Origin of the sequence: Metabacillus kandeliae (assembly GCF_021166585.1) — a bacterium.
Lineage (GTDB): Bacteria > Bacillota > Bacilli > Bacillales > Bacillaceae > Metabacillus_B > Metabacillus_B kandeliae.
In genome coordinates this window covers 843,080-866,146 of sequence record NZ_JAJOZE010000001.1, presented here as the reverse complement: position 1 = coordinate 866,146, position 23,067 = coordinate 843,080, and the positions used below count along the sequence as shown (strand labels likewise).

At 43.0% G+C, this 23,067-nt stretch carries 25 protein-coding genes and 1 riboswitch; of the genes, 8 read left to right on the top strand and 17 right to left on the bottom strand.

Annotation, left to right across the window (positions count from 1 at the left end; genetic code table 11):
• Nucleotides 1-2: 2 nt before the first annotated feature.
• Nucleotides 3-1,682, bottom strand: a complete 1,680-nt coding sequence (locus LRR81_RS04325) for a formate--tetrahydrofolate ligase (RefSeq protein ID WP_231788053.1) — start codon at nucleotides 1,680-1,682, stop codon at nucleotides 3-5.
• A 270-nt stretch (nucleotides 1,683-1,952) separates the two neighbouring features.
• Here LRR81_RS04325 and metA point away from each other — a divergent pair, with 270 nt between their 5' ends.
• From metA to LRR81_RS04310, 3 genes are all read left to right on the top strand, one after another.
• Nucleotides 1,953-2,861, top strand: a complete 909-nt coding sequence (metA, locus tag LRR81_RS04320; RefSeq protein WP_231788052.1) for a homoserine O-acetyltransferase MetA — start codon at nucleotides 1,953-1,955, stop codon at nucleotides 2,859-2,861.
• A 216-nt stretch (nucleotides 2,862-3,077) separates the two neighbouring features.
• Nucleotides 3,078-4,235: a diglucosyl diacylglycerol synthase gene (locus LRR81_RS04315; RefSeq protein ID WP_231788051.1), complete on the top strand. Its 1,158-nt coding sequence runs from the start codon at nucleotides 3,078-3,080 to the stop codon at nucleotides 4,233-4,235.
• A 67-nt stretch (nucleotides 4,236-4,302) separates the two neighbouring features.
• Nucleotides 4,303-5,316: a metal-dependent hydrolase gene (locus tag LRR81_RS04310; RefSeq protein ID WP_231788050.1), complete on the top strand. Its 1,014-nt coding sequence runs from the start codon at nucleotides 4,303-4,305 to the stop codon at nucleotides 5,314-5,316.
• Nucleotides 5,317-5,389: 73 nt separating this feature from the next.
• On the opposite strand, the gene LRR81_RS04305 is transcribed toward LRR81_RS04310, so the two are convergent.
• Nucleotides 5,390-6,070: a class I SAM-dependent methyltransferase gene (locus tag LRR81_RS04305; protein WP_231788049.1), complete on the bottom strand. Its 681-nt coding sequence runs from the start codon at nucleotides 6,068-6,070 to the stop codon at nucleotides 5,390-5,392.
• 234 nt (nucleotides 6,071-6,304) lie between these two features.
• On the opposite strand from LRR81_RS04305, the gene cspD reads away from it, so the two are divergent.
• Complete coding sequence (cspD, locus tag LRR81_RS04300; protein ID WP_231788048.1) at nucleotides 6,305-6,505, top strand: cold-shock protein CspD; 201 nt, start codon at nucleotides 6,305-6,307, stop codon at nucleotides 6,503-6,505.
• Nucleotides 6,506-6,570: 65 nt separating this feature from the next.
• On the opposite strand, the gene LRR81_RS04295 is transcribed toward cspD, so the two are convergent.
• Nucleotides 6,571-6,756, bottom strand: coding sequence for a hypothetical protein (locus LRR81_RS04295; RefSeq protein WP_231788047.1), 186 nt, complete (start codon nucleotides 6,754-6,756; stop codon nucleotides 6,571-6,573).
• A gap of 203 nt (nucleotides 6,757-6,959) precedes the next feature.
• Here LRR81_RS04295 and LRR81_RS04290 point away from each other — a divergent pair, with 203 nt between their 5' ends.
• Entirely contained in the window at nucleotides 6,960-7,241 is a 282-nt protein-coding gene (locus tag LRR81_RS04290) for a DUF2564 family protein (RefSeq protein ID WP_231788046.1), read from the top strand.
• Between the two features lie 52 nt (nucleotides 7,242-7,293).
• Here LRR81_RS04290 and LRR81_RS04285 read toward each other — a convergent pair whose 3' ends face one another.
• Together LRR81_RS04285 and LRR81_RS04280 are read right to left on the bottom strand one after the other, a co-directional pair.
• Entirely contained in the window at nucleotides 7,294-7,473 is a 180-nt protein-coding gene (locus LRR81_RS04285) for a zinc-finger domain-containing protein (protein WP_231788045.1), read from the bottom strand.
• Nucleotides 7,474-7,484: 11 nt separating this feature from the next.
• On the bottom strand, nucleotides 7,485-8,144 hold the full coding sequence (locus LRR81_RS04280) for a reverse transcriptase-like protein (protein ID WP_231788044.1): 660 nt from the start codon (nucleotides 8,142-8,144) through the stop codon (nucleotides 7,485-7,487).
• Between the two features lie 257 nt (nucleotides 8,145-8,401).
• Between LRR81_RS04280 and LRR81_RS04275 the strand changes: the two genes are divergently transcribed.
• Nucleotides 8,402-8,794: a reverse transcriptase-like protein gene (locus LRR81_RS04275; protein ID WP_231788043.1), complete on the top strand. Its 393-nt coding sequence runs from the start codon at nucleotides 8,402-8,404 to the stop codon at nucleotides 8,792-8,794.
• Between the two features lie 5 nt (nucleotides 8,795-8,799).
• Entirely contained in the window at nucleotides 8,800-9,711 is a 912-nt protein-coding gene (locus LRR81_RS04270) for a DMT family transporter (protein ID WP_231788042.1), read from the top strand.
• Between the two features lie 92 nt (nucleotides 9,712-9,803).
• Here the strand turns inward: LRR81_RS04270 and LRR81_RS04265 are convergent, their stop codons facing one another.
• The 9 genes from LRR81_RS04265 to LRR81_RS04225 form a co-directional block, all read right to left on the bottom strand.
• Nucleotides 9,804-10,103, bottom strand: a complete 300-nt coding sequence (locus tag LRR81_RS04265; protein ID WP_231788041.1) for a DUF6123 family protein — start codon at nucleotides 10,101-10,103, stop codon at nucleotides 9,804-9,806.
• Between the two features lie 92 nt (nucleotides 10,104-10,195).
• Nucleotides 10,196-11,089 (bottom strand): 5'-3' exonuclease, encoded by an 894-nt coding sequence (locus tag LRR81_RS04260; protein WP_231788040.1) that lies wholly within the window; start codon nucleotides 11,087-11,089, stop codon nucleotides 10,196-10,198.
• A gap of 92 nt (nucleotides 11,090-11,181) precedes the next feature.
• The gene (locus tag LRR81_RS04255; RefSeq protein WP_231788039.1) at nucleotides 11,182-11,331 is read right to left on the bottom strand and encodes a hypothetical protein; all 150 of its coding nucleotides are present in this window, start codon (nucleotides 11,329-11,331) and stop codon (nucleotides 11,182-11,184) included.
• Nucleotides 11,332-11,410: 79 nt separating this feature from the next.
• Nucleotides 11,411-11,674, bottom strand: a complete 264-nt coding sequence (locus tag LRR81_RS04250) for a YpbS family protein (RefSeq protein ID WP_231788038.1) — start codon at nucleotides 11,672-11,674, stop codon at nucleotides 11,411-11,413.
• Nucleotides 11,667-11,861 carry a hypothetical protein gene (locus tag LRR81_RS04245; RefSeq protein ID WP_231788037.1) on the bottom strand — a complete coding sequence of 65 codons (195 nt, stop codon included), beginning with the start codon at nucleotides 11,859-11,861 and terminating at the stop codon, nucleotides 11,667-11,669. Before LRR81_RS04245 ends, LRR81_RS04250 begins: the two co-directional genes overlap by 8 nt.
• Nucleotides 11,858-15,472 carry a dynamin family protein gene (locus LRR81_RS04240; protein ID WP_231788036.1) on the bottom strand — a complete coding sequence of 1,205 codons (3,615 nt, stop codon included), beginning with the start codon at nucleotides 15,470-15,472 and terminating at the stop codon, nucleotides 11,858-11,860. The genes LRR81_RS04245 and LRR81_RS04240 overlap by 4 nt, the downstream gene beginning before the upstream one ends.
• Before the next feature lie 495 nt (nucleotides 15,473-15,967).
• The gene (locus tag LRR81_RS04235; RefSeq protein WP_231788035.1) at nucleotides 15,968-16,513 is read right to left on the bottom strand and encodes an isoprenylcysteine carboxyl methyltransferase family protein; all 546 of its coding nucleotides are present in this window, start codon (nucleotides 16,511-16,513) and stop codon (nucleotides 15,968-15,970) included.
• Nucleotides 16,510-17,610: a type III polyketide synthase gene (locus LRR81_RS04230; RefSeq protein ID WP_231788034.1), complete on the bottom strand. Its 1,101-nt coding sequence runs from the start codon at nucleotides 17,608-17,610 to the stop codon at nucleotides 16,510-16,512. Before LRR81_RS04230 ends, LRR81_RS04235 begins: the two co-directional genes overlap by 4 nt.
• Nucleotides 17,611-17,681: 71 nt before the next feature.
• On the bottom strand, nucleotides 17,682-18,239 hold the full coding sequence (locus tag LRR81_RS04225; RefSeq protein WP_231788033.1) for a GNAT family N-acetyltransferase: 558 nt from the start codon (nucleotides 18,237-18,239) through the stop codon (nucleotides 17,682-17,684).
• Nucleotides 18,240-18,475: 236 nt separating this feature from the next.
• On the opposite strand from LRR81_RS04225, the gene LRR81_RS04220 reads away from it, so the two are divergent.
• On the top strand, nucleotides 18,476-18,925 hold the full coding sequence (locus LRR81_RS04220; protein ID WP_231788032.1) for a chemotaxis protein CheX: 450 nt from the start codon (nucleotides 18,476-18,478) through the stop codon (nucleotides 18,923-18,925).
• 37 nt (nucleotides 18,926-18,962) lie between these two features.
• On the opposite strand, the gene LRR81_RS04215 is transcribed toward LRR81_RS04220, so the two are convergent.
• From LRR81_RS04215 to LRR81_RS04205, 3 genes are all read right to left on the bottom strand, one after another.
• Complete coding sequence (locus LRR81_RS04215; protein ID WP_231788031.1) at nucleotides 18,963-20,264, bottom strand: nucleobase:cation symporter-2 family protein; 1,302 nt, start codon at nucleotides 20,262-20,264, stop codon at nucleotides 18,963-18,965.
• On the bottom strand, nucleotides 20,261-20,845 hold the full coding sequence (locus LRR81_RS04210) for a xanthine phosphoribosyltransferase (RefSeq protein WP_231788030.1): 585 nt from the start codon (nucleotides 20,843-20,845) through the stop codon (nucleotides 20,261-20,263). The genes LRR81_RS04215 and LRR81_RS04210 overlap by 4 nt, the downstream gene beginning before the upstream one ends.
• 174 nt (nucleotides 20,846-21,019) lie before the next feature.
• Nucleotides 21,020-21,121: riboswitch (purine riboswitch) on the bottom strand.
• 61 nt (nucleotides 21,122-21,182) lie between these two features.
• Entirely contained in the window at nucleotides 21,183-22,685 is a 1,503-nt protein-coding gene (locus LRR81_RS04205) for a carboxypeptidase M32 (RefSeq protein WP_231788029.1), read from the bottom strand.
• Between the last annotated feature and the right edge of the window lie 382 nt (nucleotides 22,686-23,067).

Genomic DNA, 23,067 nt, shown 5'->3' with positions numbered 1-23,067 from the left:
GATTAAAAAAGCCCCTCCGCTTTGCCTTCTTTGCTTACATTCATTTTCAGGGCAGAAGGTTCTTTTGGCAGTCCCGGCATCGTTAGAATTTCCCCTGTCAGCGCTACAATAAAACCTGCCCCTGCAGATGGCTTCAGCTCTCTGATCCCGATTGAAAAACCCTCAGGCCGGCCGAGCTTCAGGGGATCGTCTGATAGAGAATACTGGGTTTTGGCCATGCAGACAGGAAGGCCGGTCCAACCGTTCGCTTCAATTTCTTTCATTTGCTTTATTGCTTTTGAAGAAAAAACCGCTTCTGATGCTCCATAAACGATTTGGGCAATCTTGCCGATCTTGCTTTTCAAAGGTTCATTATTGTCATACAAAGGGGTAAAAGATTTATTGGAAGCTTCTGCCTCTGCTATAACAGCTTTCGCGAGCTCGATCCCTCCATTGCCCCCTTTTTCCCAAACTTCAGTTAAAGCGGCTGGATGCTTGCGGCTCCGGCACCACGAAAGGATGGCATCAAGCTCTTTTTGGGAATCAGATGTGAAACGGTTTACTGCCACAACATACGGCAGGCCGAATGCCTTGATCGTTTCAATGTGCTTCGCTAAATTTTCTGCCCCTTTCAGCAATGCATTCACATTTTCATCCTTCAGCTGATCTTTCTGAACTCCTCCATGCATTTTAAGCGCTCTTACAGTTGCCACAATCACTACTGCTGCAGGCTTAATACCGCCTGCCCGTGATTTGATGTGAAGAAATTTCTCCGCACCTAAATCTGCACCGAAGCCCGCTTCCGTCACTGCATATTCTCCAAGCTTCATCGCCATCTTCGTCGCCAGCAGGCTGTTGCAGCCGTGTGCGATATTTGCAAAAGGACCGCCATGGATAATAGCCGGCGTCTGTTCGGCTGTCTGTACAAGATTCGGTTTTAGCGCATCCTTCAGCAGAAGGGCAAGCGCCCCCTCATAGCCGAGATCTTTGACTGTTACAGGTTTTTTATTGTGATCGTAGGCTGCTATCATTTTCCCAAGTCTTTCTTTTAAGTCATGAAGGCTGTCTGAAAGACACAGGACTGCCATGATTTCAGAAGCGACGGTAATATCAAAACCATCTTCTCTTGGAATGCCATTGGCAGGTCCGCCAAGGCCGACGATCACTTCGCGGAGTGCCCTGTCATTTAAATCAGCTACGCGTTTCCATACAATTCTCCGCACATCGATCTTCAGACCGTTTCCCTGATGAATATGATTGTCGATAAAGGCAGAAAGAGCATTATTTGCGGTTGTAATGGCATGTAAATCGCCTGTAAAATGTAAATTAATCTCTTCCATCGGAAGAACTTGGGAGTAGCCTCCTCCTGCTGCTCCCCCTTTAAGGCCCATTACAGGTCCAAGGGATGGCTCTCTCATGGCAATGACTGCCTTTTTCCCTATTTTATTAAGAGCCTGCCCGAGTCCTACTGTGACAGTTGACTTCCCTTCCCCGGCAGGTGTAGGATTAATCGATGTTACAAGAAGCAGCCTGCCCTCATTTTTACTTTGCAGGCGGCTGAGCAAGCTTAAAGAAAGTTTTGCTTTATATTTGCCGTACAATTCGAGCTCATCTGGAAGGATGTCCATTCCGCCGGCTATTTCCTGTATTGGTTTCAGTTCAGCCTGCATGGCAATTTCCAAATCGGATAATGGCTGGAACATAAAAATTCAGCTCCTTTTATGTATGTATATTTTGTTTAATGCTAAAAGGGATGATAAACAGCAGCAAAGGCCGTTTATTCATCATATAGGATAGACTGATTTTTATCCTAGTATTTTCACTTTCATAAAAACGGTTTATGCAAAAACTGACTGTACCTGCAGGGAATTCAGTTTCGGCTCTTTCCCCTTTAAGGATTAAATAAAAACAAACCCGATATAGATTTGAAAAGAAAAACGGATAAAAGCTTTTTAAGAAACGGAGTGATTGCGGTGCCAATCAACATACCTGCCAGCCTGCCTGCAAAAGCGATACTTGAAGAGGAAAACATTTTCGTGATGGAGGAATCAAGGGCGGTCAGCCAGGACATCAGGCCGCTTGATATTCTGATTTTCAACCTGATGCCTCTGAAAGAAAAAACCGAAACCCAGCTGCTGCGCCTGCTTGGAAATACGCCCCTGCAGGTGAATATTGCTCTCTTAAAAACAGAATCACACGTTTCTAAAAATACTGAACCGCAGCACTTGAATGAATTCTACCAAAATTTCGACGATGTGAAGAACCGGAAGTTTGACGGTATGATTATTACGGGAGCGCCTGTGGAACAGCTTCCTTTTGAAGACGTAACCTATTGGGATGAACTTACGTCTATACTTGAGTGGTCAAAAGAAAATGTGACATCGACCCTTCATATATGCTGGGGTGCCCAAGCAGCGCTTTATTATCATTACGGAGTCCAAAAACATCCGCTTCCCGAAAAATGCTTCGGTCTCTTTAAGCACAAATTAGTCAATCCTCATGAAAAGCTTGTCAGAGGGTTTGATGAAGAATTCTATGTCCCGCATTCTAGGCATACAGATATAAAGAAAGAAGAGCTGTCCAAGCATCCAGAACTGAAGCTTCTCGCAGAATCAGAAGAGGCAGGTGTTTGTCTCGCTGCTTCAAGAGACGGCAAGCAGATTTTCCTGACAGGACATCCTGAATATACGGAAACAACACTTCTGGAAGAATATCGCAGGGACAAGGAAAGAGGCTTAAATATTCAGCTTCCGGCAAACTATATAATAACAGATGATAAGGAAATCAAGCCTGCAGCATACTGGAAATCGCATGCAAACCTGCTTTTTTCCAACTGGCTTAACTACTGTGTGTATCAGGAAACTCCTTATATGTGGAAATAATATCAGCGTCTAAACGGCTGACGCGCGAAAAACATCTTACATCCGCATGTCATATTTGATAAAATGTTTTATGAATTGCCAATTATGAAAGTCTATAATCGGCTTTTCCGTTTTCTAATAAAATCATGAGCAACCGTTTAAAGAATATATTGGACAGCACGGTTTCTTCTACTTGATGGTATGTTCTTAGCTCCTGATTAAATTGAGGTGAAAACTTTGAGTTCCAATCCGAAGATATTAATATTGACAGCCAGGTATGGCAATGGGCATGTGCAGGTCGCCAATACCATGTATGAACAATGCAAAAAGCAAGGAATCGATAATGTGGTAATCTGCGATTTATATTCAGAATCCCATCCGGTATTTTCGGAAATTACCCAATATCTCTATTTAAAGAGTTTCTCCATCGGCAAGCAGTTTTACCGCTTGTTTTATTATGGAGTCGACAAGATGTACAACAAAAGAATGATGAATCTCTATTATAAAATCGGCCATAAAAAGCTGCATGAAATCATTCTAGCCGAACAGCCGGATATTTTGATAAACACGTTTCCCATGATTGTTGTTCCTGAATACAGAAGAAAAACCGGCAATGTGATCCCTACATTTAATGTGTTAACGGATTTTTGCCTTCATAAGATCTGGGTTCATGAAAACATTGATAAGTATTATGTTGCAACCAATCATGTTAAGGAAAAGATTATCCAGCTTGGCATTCATCCTTCACTAATAAAGGTAACTGGAATTCCAATCAGACCTCAATTTGAACAAGAGGCCAAAGAAGAAGATCTTCACAAAAAATACGGTCTTTCCCGTGATAAAAAAACTCTCTTAATTATGGCAGGGGCTCACGGCGTTTTAAAAAATGTTAAAGAATTATGCCAGTACTTTCTGGCAAAAGAAGACCTTCAGATTATTGTTGTATGCGGGAAAAACCAGACGCTGAAAGATACTCTCAGCCCTCTGGCACAGGCCTATCCTGACCGGATGAAAGCACTCGGCTATGTAGAGAATGTCGATGAGCTGTTCCATATTACTTCTTGCATGATCACGAAGCCAGGAGGCATTACATTAAGCGAAGCGGCTGCACTGGGCGTTCCTGTTATCTTGTATAAGCCGGTTCCAGGCCAGGAAAAAGAAAATGCCATTTTCTTTGAAGACACAGGCTCTGCTGTTGTGGTGTATAAGCATGAAGATATTTACGATGCTGTAGAAGAGGTTTTCAAAGACGATGCCAAGCTTAACTCCATGAAAGATAAAATTCACAAGCTTCATTTATCAAACTCTTCTGAAGTAATTTTGGATGATTTGCTAAAAGAAGCAGAAACCATGCAAAGCACGAAAAGAATCAAGGGTTCTGTTAACTACTATTAATAGAAAAAGACAGATAAAAAGAGCGGTCCTCGGATGAAGGGAAACATCAACTTTTGGGGGATTATTCATGGATACTAGCACTCATATTGCATTCGGAATAGGTTTTGCAGGGCTTGCGTACCTTGATCCAGCAGTCGCAGCAGATCCTGTATTAGCAAATGCTGTTATGGCAGGCACAATCCTTGGTTCTAATGCACCAGATTTTGATTATGCGGTCAAGCTTGTAAAGGGAAAAGCGATGTACATTGAGCATCACAGAGGCATATCCCATTCCATTCCTGCCCTTTTTATCTGGGCCATCCTTCTTTCAGGGATCATACAGCTGTTTCATTCGCCGCTCGCTTTTTTTCATTTGTTCGGCTGGACTCTTTTCGCGGCAGCTTTTCATGTTTTTATTGATATATTTAATATGTTCGGCACTCAGGGAGGCCGCCCCTTTACAAAAAAGTGGCTTGCTCTCAATGCGATTCCATTATTTGATCCTTTCATGATGTTTCTGCATTTAGCCGGCTTCCTTTTATGGGCGCTTTTCGGCCATCCAGCACTTATTTTCACTGTCATTTATGTTATCATTGGCGGCTATATGGCTGAAAGACTGCATGCCTCCCGAAAGCTATCCAGACAGATTCAAGAGGATTTTCCTTTCGGACAGGCCAATGTGATGATGGCTCCGACAATGAAGTGGAGCAGATGGAAGGTAACTGCTGTGACAGATGACAGCATTTATTCAGGTGATGTATACAACGGAAAAGTCAATTGGGTCCATTCTTTTAAAAAAGAAGCCTTTGATGAAAAATTGATTCTGCTTGCACGGACCGCCAAAAATGCGATTCATTTTCTGAAAAGCACCGATTTCGTTTATCCTTCTGTAAAAGACATTGGTCATGCCTATGAAGTGAAGTTTATCGATTACCGTTTTCGGACGGGCCAATCGCATTTTCCTTTTATGGCAATTGTCATCATCAGCAAAGATCATCGTATTCTTTCTTCCTGCACCGGATGGATTTATCAGGAGAAAGATGCAGAAGAGAGGATGGAGTTTCACCATCCTCTGACAGAAAGCAATCATTTTACAGCCTAAGCTGTGCCAAACGGTTATGCCGTTTGGCCTTTTCTTTGGATGGCGGAAATTACAGGCCCGTCTCGGCCTTGCTTCATTTTTGGAGCATAAAGAGACATAAAAAAGAAAGTGACTGGCGAAGCACTTCCGGAAGCGCATCAGCCATTTCGCTGTTTACCCCTCTTTTGTAAACTGGCTCATATGCTTTCAGCTTAAATCCATTTTCTTCTGCAAGCTGTTTAAACTCCCAAGGCATCATCGTATTGCAAACCGCCGGCTTGTGATAGAGCCTGCCGTAGCTTGCTTTTCGCGGCTCAGCTGAAGGCCCGAGCACAGCCGCACATAAATACCCCTCTTTTTTTAAAACTCTGTGCATCCCCTTTACAGCTTTCAGAGGATCAGGCACCCATTCAATGCAATTTATCGCCATGATCCCCTCTGCCCTTTCCTCTTCAAACGGCAGATGCAGCATATCTCCTTCCATAAAAGTCAGCCTTTCCGGAACTTCATGCTTTTTAGCGAGCGAAATCATTTCTTCTGACAGGTCAATTCCTTTCACTTTGTATCCTGCCTTGTACAGCTTCCAGGATCCATATCCGTCACCGCAGCCAATATCCAGCACTTCTCCTTGTTTTGGGACAAACTTCTCAAAAAAAGCAACGGCTTTTTTCCTGCTCCCTTCTTCCCACATATTTTGGCTGCTGCTGTGCCAATAGGATGCCCGCTCATTCCATAAAGAGGCGGCCAATTTTGTCCATTCCTTCTCTTTTTCCATTAGCGTCCCCTGCCTTTTGCCATTAAAATAATGTGCCTTTTTTTCACCATATCAGATAATGTAAGGCCTTACAACCCACAGCAGCAACGGATAAATTTTTCTGTTTTTTCGTTATTTCATCACCTTGACTCGCAATATTTTTTTGTTGTATATTTAAAGCATCATTTAGTCAATAAATGATTAAAACTTTTTATAGCACCGCTTGTGCTACATGAAACAGGAGGATTATGTACTATGCAAAACGGTAAAGTAAAATGGTTTAACAATGAAAAAGGCTTTGGCTTCATTGAAGTTGAAGGCGGCGAAGATGTATTCGTTCATTTCACTGCTATTGAAGGTGAAGGCTTTAAGAGCCTTGAAGAAGGTCAGGAAGTCTCCTTTGAAATTGTTGAAGGAAACCGCGGACCGCAAGCTTCAAACGTTGTGAAAATATAATTATTGACATTTATATTTCACCTATAAAAAAGGGGCTGAATACTTTCAGCCCCTTTTTCTTGCTGCTATTTTCCCGTTACCATCAAATATTCCAACGCCTTAATATTCTGCTTGATTTTATTCTCAATTCTCCTCACTTCGAGATGATTAAATACATTCGCGTTGTTCGCTATGTATACAAGTTTATCCAGGTCATTATAAATTTCAGTAAAAGCGGAACGAATGCTTTCTTCTAAATGTTTGTTTTTCAAATCTTCCCTCTCCTTCCCGTTTGGTCCCAGAAAACAGGACATAAGGTTTCAATAATCTCCTTGTTTTTACATTATGTAAATCTTTATACCCAAAATACCCTAATACAAAAATAACATTATTTTCCGTTTTTTTCATCTTCTAATTTGCAGATGCATAATTTCTTTTTATTTTCCAACTCTATAACAAGGAGGTGTGTATCATAATGACCAATGAGCATTCTGAACTTCATACTGGATACAACGATTTAAAACAGATTGAAATGTCTGTTCAAGCAGCACAAAAGATGACAGGTTCCGCAACCATGAGCCTTGATAAAGACGCATTGAATAATGCCCAAAAGGCTATACAGGCTGCCTGGCAGCAATTTGACGGGAATGATATCATCAGCGGTGCCGATGAAGCCTTTTTATCCCGCCAAAAAGAACTTCTTCAGCAATGCGAGCATCAGATCACAGAAGCATCCCAAAATTCCGACCCAGTTTAAGAAAAAAGGCAAATAAAAAAATCCGCTGGCTTTAGCGGATTTTTTTCTTCTTTTATGATAATTTGTTTCCCATCTTTTTTAATTTCTGGCCTACTGTACACTGTGCAATGCAAAACTGATGGGCGTAAGCTTTGCCGAATTCCTTGCGAAAGTGCTGCTTTAAAAGACAATCCACGCAATACGTATCAAGCAATGTGCCAATTTCGTCCAAAAGTTGTTTTCTCTGTTCCATGGCTTTGGCTTCTATCCTTTCAATTGTATTTGGCTTCGAATCGGTATTTTTTGGAGCGCCTGCCCTGCCAGCTGGTCTGCTTCCTCATTTTCTTTTCTGCTGATCGGACGGTAAACAGGCTGTATCCGCATTTCAATCAGCTTTTTATCTATTCGGTCCAGCCATATTTGAAATGTTTCTTCGTAGCACGGCCATTCACCTGCAAGCTGTTGGAGCACAACTTGAGAATCTCCTTTAAATTGGACCTGCTGTCCCTTTGCACCCAGTGCTTCAAGCTCTAACAGCAAAAACCAGAAAGAAGCATATTCAGCTTCATTATTAGAGGTCATATCCGTTAGAACAGCATTCGCCCGAATTCTCATCTTTTTTCCGTTTTGGGAGTAATAAACGGCTGCTCCCGCTCCTCCCTCCATCGATTGCAAATCAAAGCTGCCGTCAAAATAAGCGGTTATGTCATGCGGCTCTGCTGCCATTTCTTCCTTAAGCTTTAAGTATTCTTTTTTTGTCCATTTGAGATTTTGTTCATCTATGAAGGCAATCTCTTTCGCTCTGCCGGTTTTTTCAATATCCTCTGCAAGCATCATTGCTTCTTCAGCCGGCATATATTCAGACGTGAAGCTGGTTTTGATTCCTTTTGGACTTTGGTAAACCCATTCCAGCATTGCTTTCATTGCTGTCACTCCCGGTCATTCATAATGCCCTCTGATTGCCTGATGCGGCAGAACAAAGAGAAAGAAAAGCACTGGTAAACATGTTATGATGAAGATATTGCATCTCCTTTAATTGGGAGCTGCATTAGTACATTTTAACACTTTCCGGCCTTTTGAGAAACTAAATGCCTTAAGGCAAGAAGCTGCTGTCTATCAGCTAGTTTTACCATTTCAGCAATTTTTAGCAGCAGCATAATAGTTGAAAGCAGGGATTCTTATTGATCGAGGTTTATATTGACGGTGCCAGTGCTGGAGATCCAGGGCCTTCTGGAGCTGGCATTTTTATCAGGGGCCATGGCAAAGGAGAGCAATTTTCTATTCCTCTTGGCCAATTATCCAATCATGAAGCAGAGTATATGGCACTGCTTCACGCTCTGGAAATTTGTCTTTCTAAAAAATATACGACAGTATCCTTCAGAACCGATTCTCAGCTGATTGAACGGGCCATTGAAAACAGGCATGCCAAAAATGAGAAATATCTGCCGCTTCTTAAGCGGGCTTTAGAACTGATTGACAGATTCGATTTATTTTTTATTAAGTGGATTCCGGGAAGCCAGAACAATACAGCAGATCTTCTCGCAAAAAAAGCTGTCAGGCTGAATGGGGATTGAACAAAATGAAGAAAACTTCTTTTAGAGCAGATCTTTGCCTTCTTCTTGTTGCAGCAATATGGGGCTCTACTTTTACAGTGGTGCAAAAAGCTATCGATGCCATTCCCCCGAATTTTTTTAATGGATGCCGTTTTCTCATGGCTGCTGTTATTTTGCTTCTCTGGCTTTGGCGAAAACCGGCAAAAGGGCCGAGATTCTCCTTTTCGCTTGTCAAAAGCGGCTTGCTGCTTGGTTTGTTCCTGTTTCTGGGCTACTCATTTCAGACCGTCGGGCTCCTTTATACCACGACCTCAAAGGCAGGTTTTATAACAGGGTTAAGCGTGATGATCGTACCGCTGCTTTCTATTTATTTTTTGAAATCAAAATGGAGGCCGGCTTCTGCCGCAGGTGCTTTTCTTGGAACAGCCGGTTTATATCTTCTTGCGGGAGGACGGCTTTCAGGATTTAATTTTGGCGATCTGCTCGTATTGTGCTGTGCTGCTGCTTTCGCCTTTCATATTGTTTTAACAGGAAGGGTTTCCAGCAGGCATTCCGCACTGCAGGTTACAATTGTTCAGCTGTTTGCCGTCAGCCTGCTGAGCTTTTTCGCATCAGCCGTTTTGGAAAGCAAGGCAAAAAGCTCTCCTTTCACAGTGCTGCTGAATAAAGAGGTGCTGTTTGCCCTGATTATTACTTCCGTCTTTGCAACTGCATTTGCTTTTTTGGCTCAGACTGCTTTTCAAAAATATACGTCTGCTGCCAAAGTGGCTGTTATTTTTGCCATGGAGCCGGTATTTGCAGCATTAACCGCTTATTTTGTTCTCGGAGAAACCTTATCTGGATTAGGAACATTGGGGTGTTTTTGCATCTTTGCAGGGATGATACTTTCAGAGCTTCCGCAGCAGGCTCTGAGTCAATTCCGAAAGTATTTTACATAAAGAGGATGCCGGGCTTAAGAATGCTTTACAGGCAGTTCGAACTAGGCATATTTTTGGCGGCTGCTTGATCAGAGTGAAGCAGGGTGACTGGCTTACAAGAGCTGAAGGTGCTGCGCTTTTTTCATCGCTTCTGTTCGGTTTTTAATATTTTCTTTCACAAGGCGTTCCAGCAGGGAAATATAAAAGGCTCCATCAAAAGACTTTTGTGCTTTTAAAGTGATTTCAATTGCTGCAATAACCTGCTGCTCATCTGCTCCAGCGTATTGCTTTCCAAATTCAATAAACCCTTCTGCATCTTCACCAAGTCTGAATCCTTTGCGCGACAGCTGTGTGAGATAGTCTGCAATGGTTTGCGGCATAGCTTCATCCGTCCTCTTGTCTAATGTCTGCATCTTCTTTTCTTATCCATGTCTGATTTTACTTTTTTCAGCAGTAAATTGCCAGACATTTATTCAAGCGCGAAAGCAGAAAAAAAGAAGAGGAATTAAATTGCCTCTTCTTTTGCCGCTTTTCTTAAAAAGCCTTCCATGCCTTTGATCTCATAGGTTTTAATCCAGGCGAGTGCTTTGGCTGCATCAATCTCCAAATAAGCTTCTTCCAGTATGCATTCAAGCGGAACTTCACAATGAATTTCCGCGAGGTGCCTTGAAAGCTTCAGCATCTCGAGATCACTTTCAATTTTCTTTCGGTGGGAAGGCGAAAGATTCTCCAGATTCTGCAAAATCCCATCAACTGAATGATATTCAGTCACAAGCTTGTACGCTGTCTTTTCCCCTATTCCTTTTACTCCGGGATAATTATCGCTTGCATCCCCCATCAGACCTTTCACATCAATTAAAGCCAGCGGCGAAATGCCTTTTTCCTCCTGAAACAGCTCATCGGTATAGACTTTATATTGTCCAATCCCTTTTTGAAGGAGCGCAACATGAACGTTGCCTTCGAGAAGCTGCAGCAAATCCCTGTCACCAGAGAGTACTGTTATATGAATATCCTGGCCGAATTTCTTTGTAATGGTCCCGATGCAATCATCTGCTTCATATCCTTCAATGCCGATATTCGGTATATTCAAAACAGCACTGGCTTCCTTCGCCAGGTCGAATTGCGGCATCAGTTCAAGCGGGGCTTCTCCTCTGTTTGCTTTATAATCTTTAAAAACATCAGAACGGAATGTTTTGCTGCCCATATCCCAGCAGCAAATCGCATGTGTAGGTTTAAAGAAATCTATAGCTGTTAATAAATGCTTTAAAAAGCCATTTATGGCATTAGTGGGCAGCCCTTTGCTGTTCATCATGAAATTTCCGTGAACAGAAGTAGCAAAAAAGGCTCTGAAAAGCAATGCCATTCCGTCAATGACTAAAAGATGCTGATCTTTTTTCATTTAGTAAACTCCCTTATTCAGACATATCCCCAATTATACCATATCTGACTGCATGAAAAAGCCCGCTAGTGACAAGCGGGCTTTTTCATTGTTTATTTATCGGCCTTTTTAACCTTTTTGCTGCTTGCAAGCTTTGCAGCCTCTGCTTCGGCATAAGAAGCAAATTCAGTATTGTAGCCGTTCTTCTGTTTCTTATTATTGTTGCGCTGTGCATTGGCATTTCCAAGCTTTGTTCTTCCCATGGTGATGCCTCCTCAAAGGTAATAAGTAAACATGCTTAGCATTCCCTTGCCTTTCGAGGAGCATAGCTGGTCAATAATGTTAAGCCTTCATCCTTCCGGCATACTCCTGAATCATTTCATTCGTTACAAGCTTTCTTTGAGGAATGATTCCTTTTTTCGCGAGCTGATTGATTTCATTTGTTACAATATTGATTTGGTCTGCCGAGAACGATCTGCCTTCTTTGCAGAGCAGCAGCGCTTCCTCGATAAGGCGCTCTCTTTCTGCATCAAGCCGTGCGAATGCTGTCACCAGCTCATTTTGTTTTTTAGAATGTTCGCTTATCGCTTTGTGTACTTCACTCATTTGCTGATATCCCTCTTTTTTGCATTAATTTTTTTACTTTTTCACTTGGCGTAAAGCAGTCAAAGGAGTATTCCGGCTTCGTTTGAAAGCCGAGCCTGCTGCATAAATACTCCATGCCTCCTGATTCCTTTCTTCCTGCCCTGAAATGAACACAGGCTGCACAGCAGTGAAAAGAATGTTTTTTCATATACCGAGCTCTCCTGCAAGAAGGCTGATTTTCTTCAGCAGCTCTTGCATCTTTTCTTTTTCTTCACCTGTTTGATACATGGAGAAAACAGCCTGGAAGTAACTGTCTGCTTCTTCATGAACGGCTTCAAGGGTATGGCTGTGGTTTTGTTTAAAATGCTCCCTGTAATAGCTGTCAAATTTACCGCCGGCAAGCTCCAGTCCAGTTTCCATACCAGCTGACAGCCTTGTAAGAAGAGCATCTTTCATTTTTGCTTTTTCATCTTTTTCAAAAAAAGCTTTGGCATTTTTAAAAATCGATAATTCTTTTTGAAAGTCATCAGGCTGAAGCTTTTTTATGACTTCTGGAATCTCAGGAGTTGAAAGCCGCACAGCTTCTGCTGATGAAAACGCGAAATTCGGCTGTATGCCAAGCAGTTCCTCTATAAGATTCGTTCTCATCCCAAGCAGGCTTTCATTAAATTTATTTTCAATGCGGAGCGTAACAGCCTGAAGCTCCTGGTGGAGGCGGAATTCCATGCTGCCGAGCAATTCAGCCATACACGCCCTCAGAGCTTCCTTCACATTTTGCTGGCTGTAAAAAGCTCCTGGATGAAAAGCTTCTTTAAAGAAATCTGAAAATTGCAGCTCCAGCCGCTGCCTGACAAAATAGAGCTGCTCTTTAATCTCCTGGCGGACAAACTGAAAATCCTGCTCTTCCTGTTTTGCTTCTACGGCTTCAGCTGCATCCTTTTTCGCTTTATGCAAAGCAGCTATTTTTTTCTCTTTCCCGGCTTCATCCTGATTCATTTCCTCTATAAACCCGCCGAGCTGTCTCTTAATGCTCCTCAGTTCTTCCAATGATGCCTGTATGGTTGTTTCCACAAGGCCATGTTCAATAAATTCTGTTAAATCACGGTTAAGACGCTCAAAATCTTTTGAAGTCTCAGTTTGATGCCCTTTTATCTCATTCAGCGATGAAACACCGTACATTCTTGGAAAACGGATTTGATGTTCAAGCAGCTGTCCTTCGATATACTCTTTAACAAGGCTGAGCTCCTCTGCATCCTTTGCCAGATCAGCGGCATTGATAATAAAGAACATTTTATCAAGCGAGAAGGCATCCTTAACCCTTCCAAGCTGGTGCAGAAATTCTCTGTCGCCTCTTGAAAAAGGGTGATTATAGTAGGTGACGAAAAGAATGGCATCAGCATCTTTTATAAATTTGAACGCTACCTCAGTATGTCTTTTATGAAGTGAATCCGCCCCTGGAGTATCAACGAGCGTGATCCCTTTTCTTGTCAGCGGGCAATCATAATAAATAATGGCTTCTTCAACGAGACACGCCTTTTCTTCAACTGAAATGTACGGCTTAAAATGTTCAGCATCTGATTGAATTGTCTGCCCAAGGCTGCTTTTTTTCGAGCTTTCCTTCAGTACCTTGCAGTAAAGAGAAAGCTGTACACGGACAGATTCATCTAATCCCTGTTTTTCAGCAAGTCTCTCCGCTTTTTCTAAAGCTTCATCAAGAGATGATCCACTTTCCTTTAAACCGGACATGATGCTGTTAAGGTCTGCCAGCACCTGCTCTTCATTTTTCATTTTAATCTCTGCATAGCCATGGGGCTTGCCTTCTTCCACAGGTTTGATCCGGTTAATGGCAGCAGTAGTCGGTGCAGGTGATGACGGCAGCAGTTCTTTTCCCAATAGCGCATTGGCAAAGGAGGATTTCCCGGCACTGAAAGCTCCAAATAAAGCAATCGTAAACTGCCTGTTGGTTAGCCTTGCAGCTTTATCCTCTGCTGACTTTACAAAATGCTGAAATCCTGGAGTTCCCTTGAGCAGCCCTGCCGTTTTCCCCAGGACTTCAGCCGCTTTTGCGGAATGGATCTCTTCAGTTTTTTCTTCTTTTTTAGAGTGTACGGCATTGTCTTTTCCAAATTTGGGTTTATCCTCAAAGCGGCTTGTTAATTCCTGCTCGCTGATGGTGTTTTTATCAAACAGGACTGACTGTTTAACCCATTCTGAAGCTGATATGCCAAAGCCTTCCTTTTGTTTCAAAAGGCTCATTAAATCTTTTTGGTGGTGCTTCAGCCATTCTATCCTTGTAATTTTTTCTTCGGCTGCAGCGAGCTTCTCTTCAGCCGCGGCGATAGCTGCTTGGAGCTGCTTCTGTTTTTGGCGCCGCTTTTTCTCTTCGCCTGCTGTTATCTTTTCAAGAAGGTCAAGCGCTTGATGCTGGGCATTGCGCTTTAATGTGTCCCCAATTTCCTTTGAATAGTTTAAAACGTAATCAGGATTATAGGCTGCACCCTTTTTCACACAATCTTTCATTGCTTTTTGCACACCATCAGTGCTGTAGGCCTGAATCTCTCCAATAAGTGCCTGTTCTGCCCCCTTAAAAGAAGCATGAATTTTTTTCAGCAGCTCAATTAAGTGCCAGTCAATCTGTGAAGCCAGTTTTTCCTGAAGCGCTTCTGTCAGCTCCTGTTCTCGTTTTTCTTTTTCTGCTATGGTTTTGCCTTTTGAAAACAAAAATCCAGCCTTAAATCCGGATTGCTGCGACTCCAGATAAAGAGCCGCTTTTTCTCTTACCTCAAAAGGGGTAAGGTTAGCGTTTTTCAGAAGATCTCTAATGCTGTCTTTCCCCTGCAGAAGAAGCTGCTCAAGCTCTCGATCGGATTCCTTCATTTCAGCAAGCAGAGATTCTTTTTCTGCCGTCAGCTCTTCTGCTTCCTTGTAAAGATCCTGTTCTTCCGCAAGCTGAATTTCCTTTTCCTGTTCAAGGATATGCAAATGTTCTTTCACCAAATAAGGGAGCTGCACTTTGGCTGATTCGGGCTCATTTTTCTCTTTCATGGCTGATTGAATGAGCTGCCGGACTTCGCTCAGCTGATTGTGAGCCTGATGCCCCTTTTTTAAAGAAGTATAGTAAATGTTCCCGCGGTGCAGGCCGATTTCTTCGAATGAAGAACTGATTTTTTCTTTAAACACCTCAAAAGGAATTTCTTCTTCCCGATGCTTGTCAATTTGGTTAACAATCAGGCAGACATTCATCTCTCTCTCTGCTAAATGTTTAACAAAGTTGAGAGACATTTCAGATTGGACATGATTATAGTCGGTTACATAAAAAATGAGATCAGCAGAATGGATAATGGATTCTGTTGAGGCCATATGGGCTTCATCAGTTGAATCTATCCCCGGTGTATCAAGAATGACAGCATGCTCCGGAAGCTGAAAATGTTCATCCCAAATATGAACTCTTTCGATATCCTGCCCTTCTTTGCAATACTGCTGAACTTTTTCAGAAGAATAGCTGCTGCCTTGAAGCTCTGCGATAGAACCATCCCTCATCGTCAGTTCTACTCTTTTCTCCCCTTTTTGAAGCAGCACCAAATTGGCGCTTGTCGGAATCGGGCTTGCCGGCAGTATATTTTCTCCAAGCAGCGCATTGATCATGGATGATTTTCCTGCGGAAAAATGGCCCGTAAAGGCGATATGCTTTTCTCCACTCACCACTTTTTGAATCAATCCCGCCACTTTCAGAGCTGTTTTCGTATCATATAAATCCATCGCCTCATAAAGCGCGATCAGCCTTGCTGCTTCGGTTTCATAGCTATTAACTGCCTGCATGGATGAATTTCCCCTTTGTTCTGTTCTCTATAGTTATTTTACTTAATAATCCGGTGAATTCCTATAGGAATCAAAAAATTAAGAAAGCGGGAAGGGTCTTTGCATAAAGCGCCCGGCATATAATGATCTTTTTATAAGAAGGTTTTGTTAAATTTGGCTGTTGATTGGAGTACTCAGTCCTCCGCTTTCCGCGGGGCGGGCCGCTTAAGCCTCCTCGCCGCTTCGCGCCTGCCACTCCAATCAACAGGTGAGGAAAAATCAACATTCTTCTTTAACACAGCTCAATAGAAAAAAACCGCCAGAGCACTGTCCTGGCGGCTGAATTTGTTTTATTGGGGTTTTGCATTTACTTTTTTCAGGACTATCCCTGTCAATACAGCATAAGTCATGACAGTTCCGGCGATCAATACAGCACTCATGTAAGGACACACTCCTTTGATGGCTCTGATGTTTATTCGTTAGCTGTATCTTATCATTAATGATAATCATTTTCAATTACTTTTCCACCTGGCCGCCAAAGCTGTTTTTTTCACCCTTGTAGTGCTGAAGGGCTTTTTCTTCTGCAGGAATTCTGACCATCATCATAATCCCATTCAGGATAGTAAAAAGAATGGCAGTAAAATAACACTGAAACAATGCCGGCAAAAGAACCATCTCCAGGGCGACAGTGACATAATTCGGATGGCGGATATAGCGGTATGGCCCCTTTGCCTGCAGGTTTCCGTCCGGGACAATTAAAATTTTTGTATTCCAGTAGGCTCCAAGCGAGAAAATGGACCAATAGCGCAGAATCTGAACAGCTGCGATCAGCAATAGGATGACAGGCCATGCGGGAGAGAGTCCTCTATTAAATATAGCTGCTTCTGCAAAAATGGATAACAGAAACAACACATGCAGAGTCACGATAAACGGATAGTGAGACTTCCCGTACTCTTTTGCTCCGCGCTCTTTTACAATTTTCTCGTTTCTCCTGGCTATCACAAGCTCTGTCAGGCGCTGCACAATAAGAAGAGCCATATACACGGAGAAAGCGAAACTCATACCGTTTCCTCCCATTCTACGAGAAGAAGCTCTGAGGAAAAACCTGGTCCAAGAGCTCCTGCAATGCCCATTTCCCCTGGTTTCCTTTGCTGCTTCTTCAAAAACTCGCGGATGACATACAGAACGGTTACAGATGACATGTTGCCGTGATTCTGCAGCACATCGTGCGACTCTTGAAGCGCCTCTTTTCCAAACCCCAAACTTTGTTCATAAGCCAGCAGCACCTTTTTGCCGCCTGGGTGTGCCATAAAGTGAGAAATATCGGAAAGCGACAGCCCGAAATCCTGCAAAAAGACCTCTGCGTTCGGCTTCAGCCACTCACTGATCACCGTTGGAATATCTCTTGAAAAAATAACATACAATCCGTTATCTCTAATATCCCAGCCCATAATGTCTTCGGAATTTTTCATAAAGGAAGAGCGGGTGCCTTTAATATTCGGAAGGTTCTGCAAAGCAGAAGAAATGGTTTTAATGCCTTCATTTCCAGTCAGCAGGGCACAGGCAATGCCATCTGCAAAAAGCGAGGTTCCGATCAAATTGCTCTTTGATGCATCATCCTTTTGAAACGTCAGGCTGCAAAGCTCAGCGGCTAGCACAAGAACCTTCGCATCCGGGAAGGCTTTGCAATATTCAAAGGCTCTTGACAATCCAGCCGCCCCGCCGGCACAGCCAAGACCCCAGATCGGCACCCTTTTTACATCCTCCCTGAACGGAAGCTGGTTCATGATTTTTGCTTCAATGCTCGGTGTGGACATTCCCGTGCTGGAAATATAAAAAATAGCATCTATGTCTTCATAATCTACCGGTTTCTTCAAAAAGGCGGTCTTCTTCAAGCAATTTTTAACAGCATCTATTCCATGATGAACAGCATGCTGGATAAATGTGCTGTTTTTTTCGCTGAAGGTATGATCTTCCTTGTACCACTGCAGCGGCTCTGCGAATTGCCTCTTCTGTATTCCTCCGTTGCCAAACACTTTGAGCAGCCTGTCTATGTCTTTAAAAGCACCCTGAAACATATCTCTCGCAAATTCTGCTGTTTTCGTTTGATCAAGCTCATGCTTAGGCAGTGAGAGCCCTACAGAAACAATATATGCCATGTTTTTCATCCTTTAGATTTTATTTTGCTGCCGCTTACTATTCCCTCTGATTGCAGGTTCACAACCCCTTTTCATAAGACGGCATTTTTATTCTGTTTATTAAAAAAGCGAGCCATATAAATCTCATCATCAAAGCGGCCGTTCAGCAGGACCTGTTCTTTTTGAATGCCTTCTATAACAAAACCATTTTTCTCGTACAGCCTGACAGCGATTTCATTTGAAGCAAAAACAGTAAGGCAGAGCTTATGAAGTCTCTCATTTCTGCACCAATCAAGGGTATAATTCAGTATTTCCCTGCCAAAGCCAACTCCTGAGGCTCTTTCAGACAGCCAGGTGCGATAAAGGCCAGTGTGGCGTTTCATGGCAAGCTCTCCTTTTATCACTCTGGCAATTCCGGCGGCCTTGCCATCAAGCTCTACGACTGCATAAAGGTTTCCCTTTTCTTTCATTTCCCTGATAAATTCCTTTTCTTTGTCCAATGTTCTTTTTTGCTCTTTTTGAATAAAAACACCTGATCTAATGATTTCTTCTACCGCTTGAAGAATAAAGGGAGCGTCCGTCTCTTCTGCTGGCCGCAAAATTGCGGTCCTGCCGTCTTTTCCTTTAACAGCGTACCTATTCAGGTTCATTTCATTCACCTTTTTAGCTTAGTATGCCGATCCCTTCCCGCTATTACTCTTTATGCTAGCACAATGGCACTTTAGGAGACAGCGATTGAGGCCAGCCAATATGCCAATCGCTGCAGGTTCTAAGGAAAGGTGAAAAATACAGCCGCAGGATAGATCAAAAAATATAAAAAACCAACTTCAAATCTGAGAAAAATATGGTATGATACACATGATAACTAGTCTGGAGGAACTATAAAATGAACCCTTCTAATCCATTAGATATATTGGTTGACAGTACTTTAGAATCATTAAAGCAAGTGATTCCGCAATCTTTCACAGCAAAAACCGTTCTAACCAGCCCAGCAGATGCTGCCGGCCAGGTATCTATTGAAATCCTTGGAGATATTGAAGGCATTCTTCTGATCAAGGAGGAAGGGAACGTTTTTAAACACCTTGCAGAGGGAATGTTCGGCATGATCCTTGAGGGGGATATGCTGCAATCCTTCATCGGCGAATTCGGAAATATGGTAGCTGGCCAGCTTGCAACAAATGTTTCGCAAAAAGGATTCCGGATGGATATTACTCCGCCTCATGCCGAAGGACGTCCGGAACTGATGGACAGGCTCCATTGCGGCACATTGCCTGTTGAACTGGCAAACGGCGGCGAACTTCATTTTTCCTTTTTTCTAAAAACAGAAGCAGCATAAAGATGAAAAACCCCCGCTCCGAAAGCGGGGGTTTCATTTATGAAGTAGCTTGTTTGTAGGCTTGTCTTTCCTGAACACCTGCTTCTGTTTTCCTGCTCTTTAGACTGAACAGGATATTCAGGGCAATGGCTGTCAGACTGCCGGCGACAATGCCGTTTCCAGCAAGAATTTTCAAAGAACCCGGCAGCTGGCTGAACATTTCTGGCACTGCTGTCACACCTAGTCCTATTCCAATCGAACAAGCAATCACAAACAAGTTCTCCTGATTTTTTAAATCGGCCGTACTCAGCATTTTTATGCCGTAAGCAATCACCATTCCAAACATGGCAACCATCGCACCGCCGATTACGGGAGATGGAATGATGGTGGCAAATGCTGCGATCTTCGGCACGAGGCCCAGAACGATGAGCATGCTTCCCATTACCGAAATCACAAGCGGTTTTTTGATGCCAGACAGCTGGACAAGACCGACGTTTTGCGAGTAAGCCGTATAGGGAAGTGCATTGAACATCCCCCCAAGCAAGTAGGCTGTTCCTTCTGCACGGTAGCCTTTTTTCAAGTCTTCCTCTGAAATTTTGCGGCCTGTCAGATTTGATAAAGCCATATACACTCCTGTAGATTCCACCATGCTGACAAGTGACACAAGGATCATTGTCAAGATTGGTGCAGCTTTAAAAACAGGCGTTCCGAAATAAAAAGGATGAGGAAAACTAATCCACGATGCATCAGCAACAGCCTGAAAGTTGACCATTCCAGTGAAGGAGGCTGCTGCCGTACCTGCCGCAAGCCCAGCCAATATGGCAATTGATTGAAAGAATCCTTTTGAAAATTTAAACAGCAGCACGATGAATAACAATACGCCAAAGGATAAAGAAAGATTTCCAGCAGATCCAAAGCTTTCGCTTCCTTCACCGCCTGCCATATTGTTCATCGCTGCCGGAATAAGAGTCAGGCCGATAATTGTCACAACGGAGCCTGTTACGACAGGAGGGAAAAACCGGACAAGCTTGCCGAAAAACCCGGCGATCAGGACCATGAACAGACCCGCGGCCAGAATAGAACCGTAAACAGCGCCAATGCCGTATTCCTTTCCAATCGCAATGATCGGTGCCACTGCTGTAAAGGTGCAGCCCAGTACAACAGGCAGTCCTATTCCCATAAACTTATTTTTTAACACTTGAAGCAGCGTGGCTGCACCGCACATAAAGATATCGGCTGCAACGAGATATGTCAGCTGCTCACCTGAAAGTCCGAGCGCACCTCCTATGATGAGAGGAACGATCACAGCGCCTGCATACATGGCAAGCAGATGCTGCAGGGCCAGTGTAAAGATTTTCATATCTTTGCCTCCTCCTTAAATACGGCGCTTCCCCCTGCAAGCGAGGAAATCTCAGCCAGAGATTCTACTCTGTAACCGCTGTTTCTCAGAAGCTCTCCGCCTTCCTGGAATGCTTTTTCAATCACAATGCCGATTCCTGCCACCTTTGCCCCTGAACCTTCCGCGATCCTGCACAAACCGAGTGCGGCCTGTCCGTTAGCTAAAAAGTCATCAATAATCAGAACGTGATCTTCCTTGCTGAGATGCTTCATGGAAACAGCGATCGTGTTTGATTCCTTCTTTGTAAACGAATAGACATCTGCTGTATAGAGCTCCTCTGTCAAAGTTAATGACTTTCTTTTTCTGGCAAATACGACCGGAACCCCAAGCTCAAGTCCTGCCATAACAGAAGGAGCGATACCTGAAGATTCAAGAGTCAAAATTTTAGTGATTTTTTCTGCTTTAAATAACAAAGCAAACTCTTTACCAATTGCCGCCATCAGCACAGGGTCTATTTGGTGATTCAAAAAGGAGTCTACTTTTAGAACATTTTCATTCAGTACAATTCCTTCGGCTGCAATTTTTTCTTTTAACATTTTCATAGCGGTTCCTCCTAATAGTCATTCTTCTGCTGTCAGATGCTGCTCTTTCCACTTTCCTGATTTTATAGTGCCGGATAAAAAGACAAAAGAAAAAGCGGCATTGCCGGCCCTAAATATAGAGCAAGCAATGCCGCTGGAATGGAAAGAGCCTGTCTTAAAAAGACTGCCCCATAATATCAGCAGCTGCTCACCCATAGTCGGATCATTTACGGTAATCCGGTAGAAACTTGCGGGCCATATTCCCGCGATTATATGAGTGGTCATCTTATGTGTTAATGAATGGTTTAAATTATAGCAGAAGCTGATGCTAAAAAGAAGAATTTTTTTATCGGAGTGCTTAAAGCTGATAAAGCATCCGGTATTTGCTGTTTAATTCTTCAATTAGGCAGGCAGGATTCAGCTCTTCGCCTGTTACCTCCTGGAGAAGCTCAAGCGGCTTTTTCATTTTGCCGTGGACATGAATTTTTTCATTCAGCCAGCTGACAATCGGCTTGAATTCACCTTTTTCAACAAGCTGATCGAAATTCGGCAGATCCTTTACCATCGCCTTTTTGAATTGCGCCGCATACATGTAGCCAAGTGCATAGGAAGGGAAATAGCCGAAACTGCCGCCTGACCAGTGAACATCCTGAAGAATGCCTTTCGCATCGTCAGGTGGTGTGATGCCAAGATATTCTTCATATTTTTTATTCCACAGAGCAGGGAGCTCTTCCACATCAGCCTCACCGTTAAACAGCGCTTTCTCAATTTCATAGCGGATCATAATATGAAGGGAATAAGTCAGTTCATCCGCTTCAATTCGAATCAGCGACGGCTTGGATTCATTGATGGCAAAATAAAAATCATCCAATGAAACAGCATCAAACTGCCCGTCAGCATAAGACTTGAATGTTTCATAATACTTTTGCCAAAACCCTTTATGCCTGGCAATAAAATTTTCAAAAAAGAGCGATTGCGATTCATGAATGCCGAATGACGTGCCTTCGCTCAGCCCTGTCCCTTCAAGATCAGGAGAAATGTTTTGCTCATACAAAGCATGGCCGCACTCATGGATGGTGCCGAAAACGGCCATGCGGAAATCTTTTTCATCATAGCGTGTCGTTATCCGGACATCATTCTGATTAATCGCGGTAGCAAACGGATGGACCGTTTCATCAAGCCTTCCCGCTGAAAAATCATACCCAATCTCCTCTAAAAAGAAGCGGTTGAGCTTTCGCTGGCTGTCAGCGGGAAATGTTTCAAAAAGAAAATCAGTCTTTGGCTTTGCAGATGATTCTGCGATTTCCTTGACTAGCGGAACAATGGACTGCTTCAGCTGCCTAAAAACTCTGTCCAAAATATCTACTGTCATGCCCGGCTCATAATCCTGAAGCAGCGTATTATAACGGTTCCCTTCAAACCCCCAATAATCCACAAAACGCTGATTATATTCAACAAACTGCTTTAAATAAGGACTGAACAAGCTGTAATCCGCCTTTTCTCTTGCTTCTTCCCATACAGACTCTGCTTTTGTCTGCAGCATCACATACTGTTTGTATTCCTCTTCAGGAATCTTAGCGTATTTTACGTATTCCTTTTCCGCTTCTTCCAATGCTTTTAATGTTCTTTCGCTTAACCCCTCTACAGCAGAAAGTTCATCAATCAGCTGCTTCATCTGCTTGGAGGTTTTCAGCTTGAACACCTCAGCTGCCAATGTTCCAATCGTTCTTGACCGCTTTTCTACACCTTTTTTCGGTGCGCCTGTTCTTAAATCCCAATACATGACATTCAATGCTTCATTATAGTTCGAAATTTCTTCCAGCAGCGCATAAAATTTTTCTTCTGAATTTGTCTTCTGCATCCCGTTTCCCCCTGTTTTCCTTGTTTATGTATAAAAATTCCTGATTTAAGATTAATTGATGGATTGAGAATGTGTCAATATGGATGGATGCGTGACCGGGTGCTTGGATGTGGTTTGGAGAGTGGGATCATTGGTTTGGACAGTGAGATCACAGGTTTAGACAGTGTGATCACTGGTTTGGACAGTAAACCCGCTAGTTTGGACAGTAAAGCAACTAGTTTGGACAGTAAAGTCACTAGTTTGGACAGTAATGCCGCTAGTTTGGACAGTAGAGGTGCTGAATTGAATGTACCTCCCTTCTCTAATGGACAAAAACAAACTTTGAACGCCTAAAAAGCAATTTTGCAGCTGGCTATTTAAAATTGAGGATTTCCGAGTTCAC

Excerpts from the sequence above, each read along its gene's own strand:
- LRR81_RS04230 (WP_231788034.1), bottom strand. The coding sequence starts at position 17,610 with ATGGCATATATTGTTTCTGTAGGGCTCTCACTGCCTAAGCATGAGCTT.
- LRR81_RS04265 (WP_231788041.1), bottom strand. The coding sequence starts at position 10,103 with ATGCAGACATTAGACAAGAGGACGGATGAAGCTATGCCGCAAACCATT.
- LRR81_RS04285 (WP_231788045.1), bottom strand. The coding sequence starts at position 7,473 with ATGGAACAGAGAAAACAACTTTTGGACGAAATTGGCACATTGCTTGAT.
- LRR81_RS04240 (WP_231788036.1), bottom strand. The coding sequence starts at position 15,472 with ATGCAGGCAGTTAATAGCTATGAAACCGAAGCAGCAAGGCTGATCGCG.
- LRR81_RS04245 (WP_231788037.1), bottom strand. The coding sequence starts at position 11,861 with ATGAAAAAACATTCTTTTCACTGCTGTGCAGCCTGTGTTCATTTCAGG.
- LRR81_RS04260 (WP_231788040.1), bottom strand. The coding sequence starts at position 11,089 with ATGAAAAAAGATCAGCATCTTTTAGTCATTGACGGAATGGCATTGCTT.
- LRR81_RS04225 (WP_231788033.1), bottom strand. The coding sequence starts at position 18,239 with ATGAACCTGAATAGGTACGCTGTTAAAGGAAAAGACGGCAGGACCGCA.
- LRR81_RS04235 (WP_231788035.1), bottom strand. The coding sequence starts at position 16,513 with ATGAGTTTCGCTTTCTCCGTGTATATGGCTCTTCTTATTGTGCAGCGC.
- LRR81_RS04305 (WP_231788049.1), bottom strand. The coding sequence starts at position 6,070 with ATGGAAAAAGAGAAGGAATGGACAAAATTGGCCGCCTCTTTATGGAAT.
- LRR81_RS04205 (WP_231788029.1), bottom strand. The coding sequence starts at position 22,685 with ATGCAGAAGACAAATTCAGAAGAAAAATTTTATGCGCTGCTGGAAGAA.
- LRR81_RS04215 (WP_231788031.1), bottom strand. The coding sequence starts at position 20,264 with ATGAAAATCTTTACACTGGCCCTGCAGCATCTGCTTGCCATGTATGCA.
- LRR81_RS04290 (WP_231788046.1), top strand. The coding sequence starts at position 6,960 with ATGACCAATGAGCATTCTGAACTTCATACTGGATACAACGATTTAAAA.
- cspD (WP_231788048.1), top strand. The coding sequence starts at position 6,305 with ATGCAAAACGGTAAAGTAAAATGGTTTAACAATGAAAAAGGCTTTGGC.
- LRR81_RS04255 (WP_231788039.1), bottom strand. The coding sequence starts at position 11,331 with ATGGGAAGAACAAAGCTTGGAAATGCCAATGCACAGCGCAACAATAAT.
- LRR81_RS04280 (WP_231788044.1), bottom strand. The coding sequence starts at position 8,144 with ATGAAAGCAATGCTGGAATGGGTTTACCAAAGTCCAAAAGGAATCAAA.
- LRR81_RS04310 (WP_231788050.1), top strand. The coding sequence starts at position 4,303 with ATGGATACTAGCACTCATATTGCATTCGGAATAGGTTTTGCAGGGCTT.
- LRR81_RS04220 (WP_231788032.1), top strand. The coding sequence starts at position 18,476 with ATGAACCCTTCTAATCCATTAGATATATTGGTTGACAGTACTTTAGAA.
- LRR81_RS04250 (WP_231788038.1), bottom strand. The coding sequence starts at position 11,674 with ATGAGTGAAGTACACAAAGCGATAAGCGAACATTCTAAAAAACAAAAT.
- LRR81_RS04210 (WP_231788030.1), bottom strand. The coding sequence starts at position 20,845 with ATGAAAATGTTAAAAGAAAAAATTGCAGCCGAAGGAATTGTACTGAAT.
- LRR81_RS04325 (WP_231788053.1), bottom strand. The coding sequence starts at position 1,682 with ATGTTCCAGCCATTATCCGATTTGGAAATTGCCATGCAGGCTGAACTG.
- LRR81_RS04270 (WP_231788042.1), top strand. The coding sequence starts at position 8,800 with ATGAAGAAAACTTCTTTTAGAGCAGATCTTTGCCTTCTTCTTGTTGCA.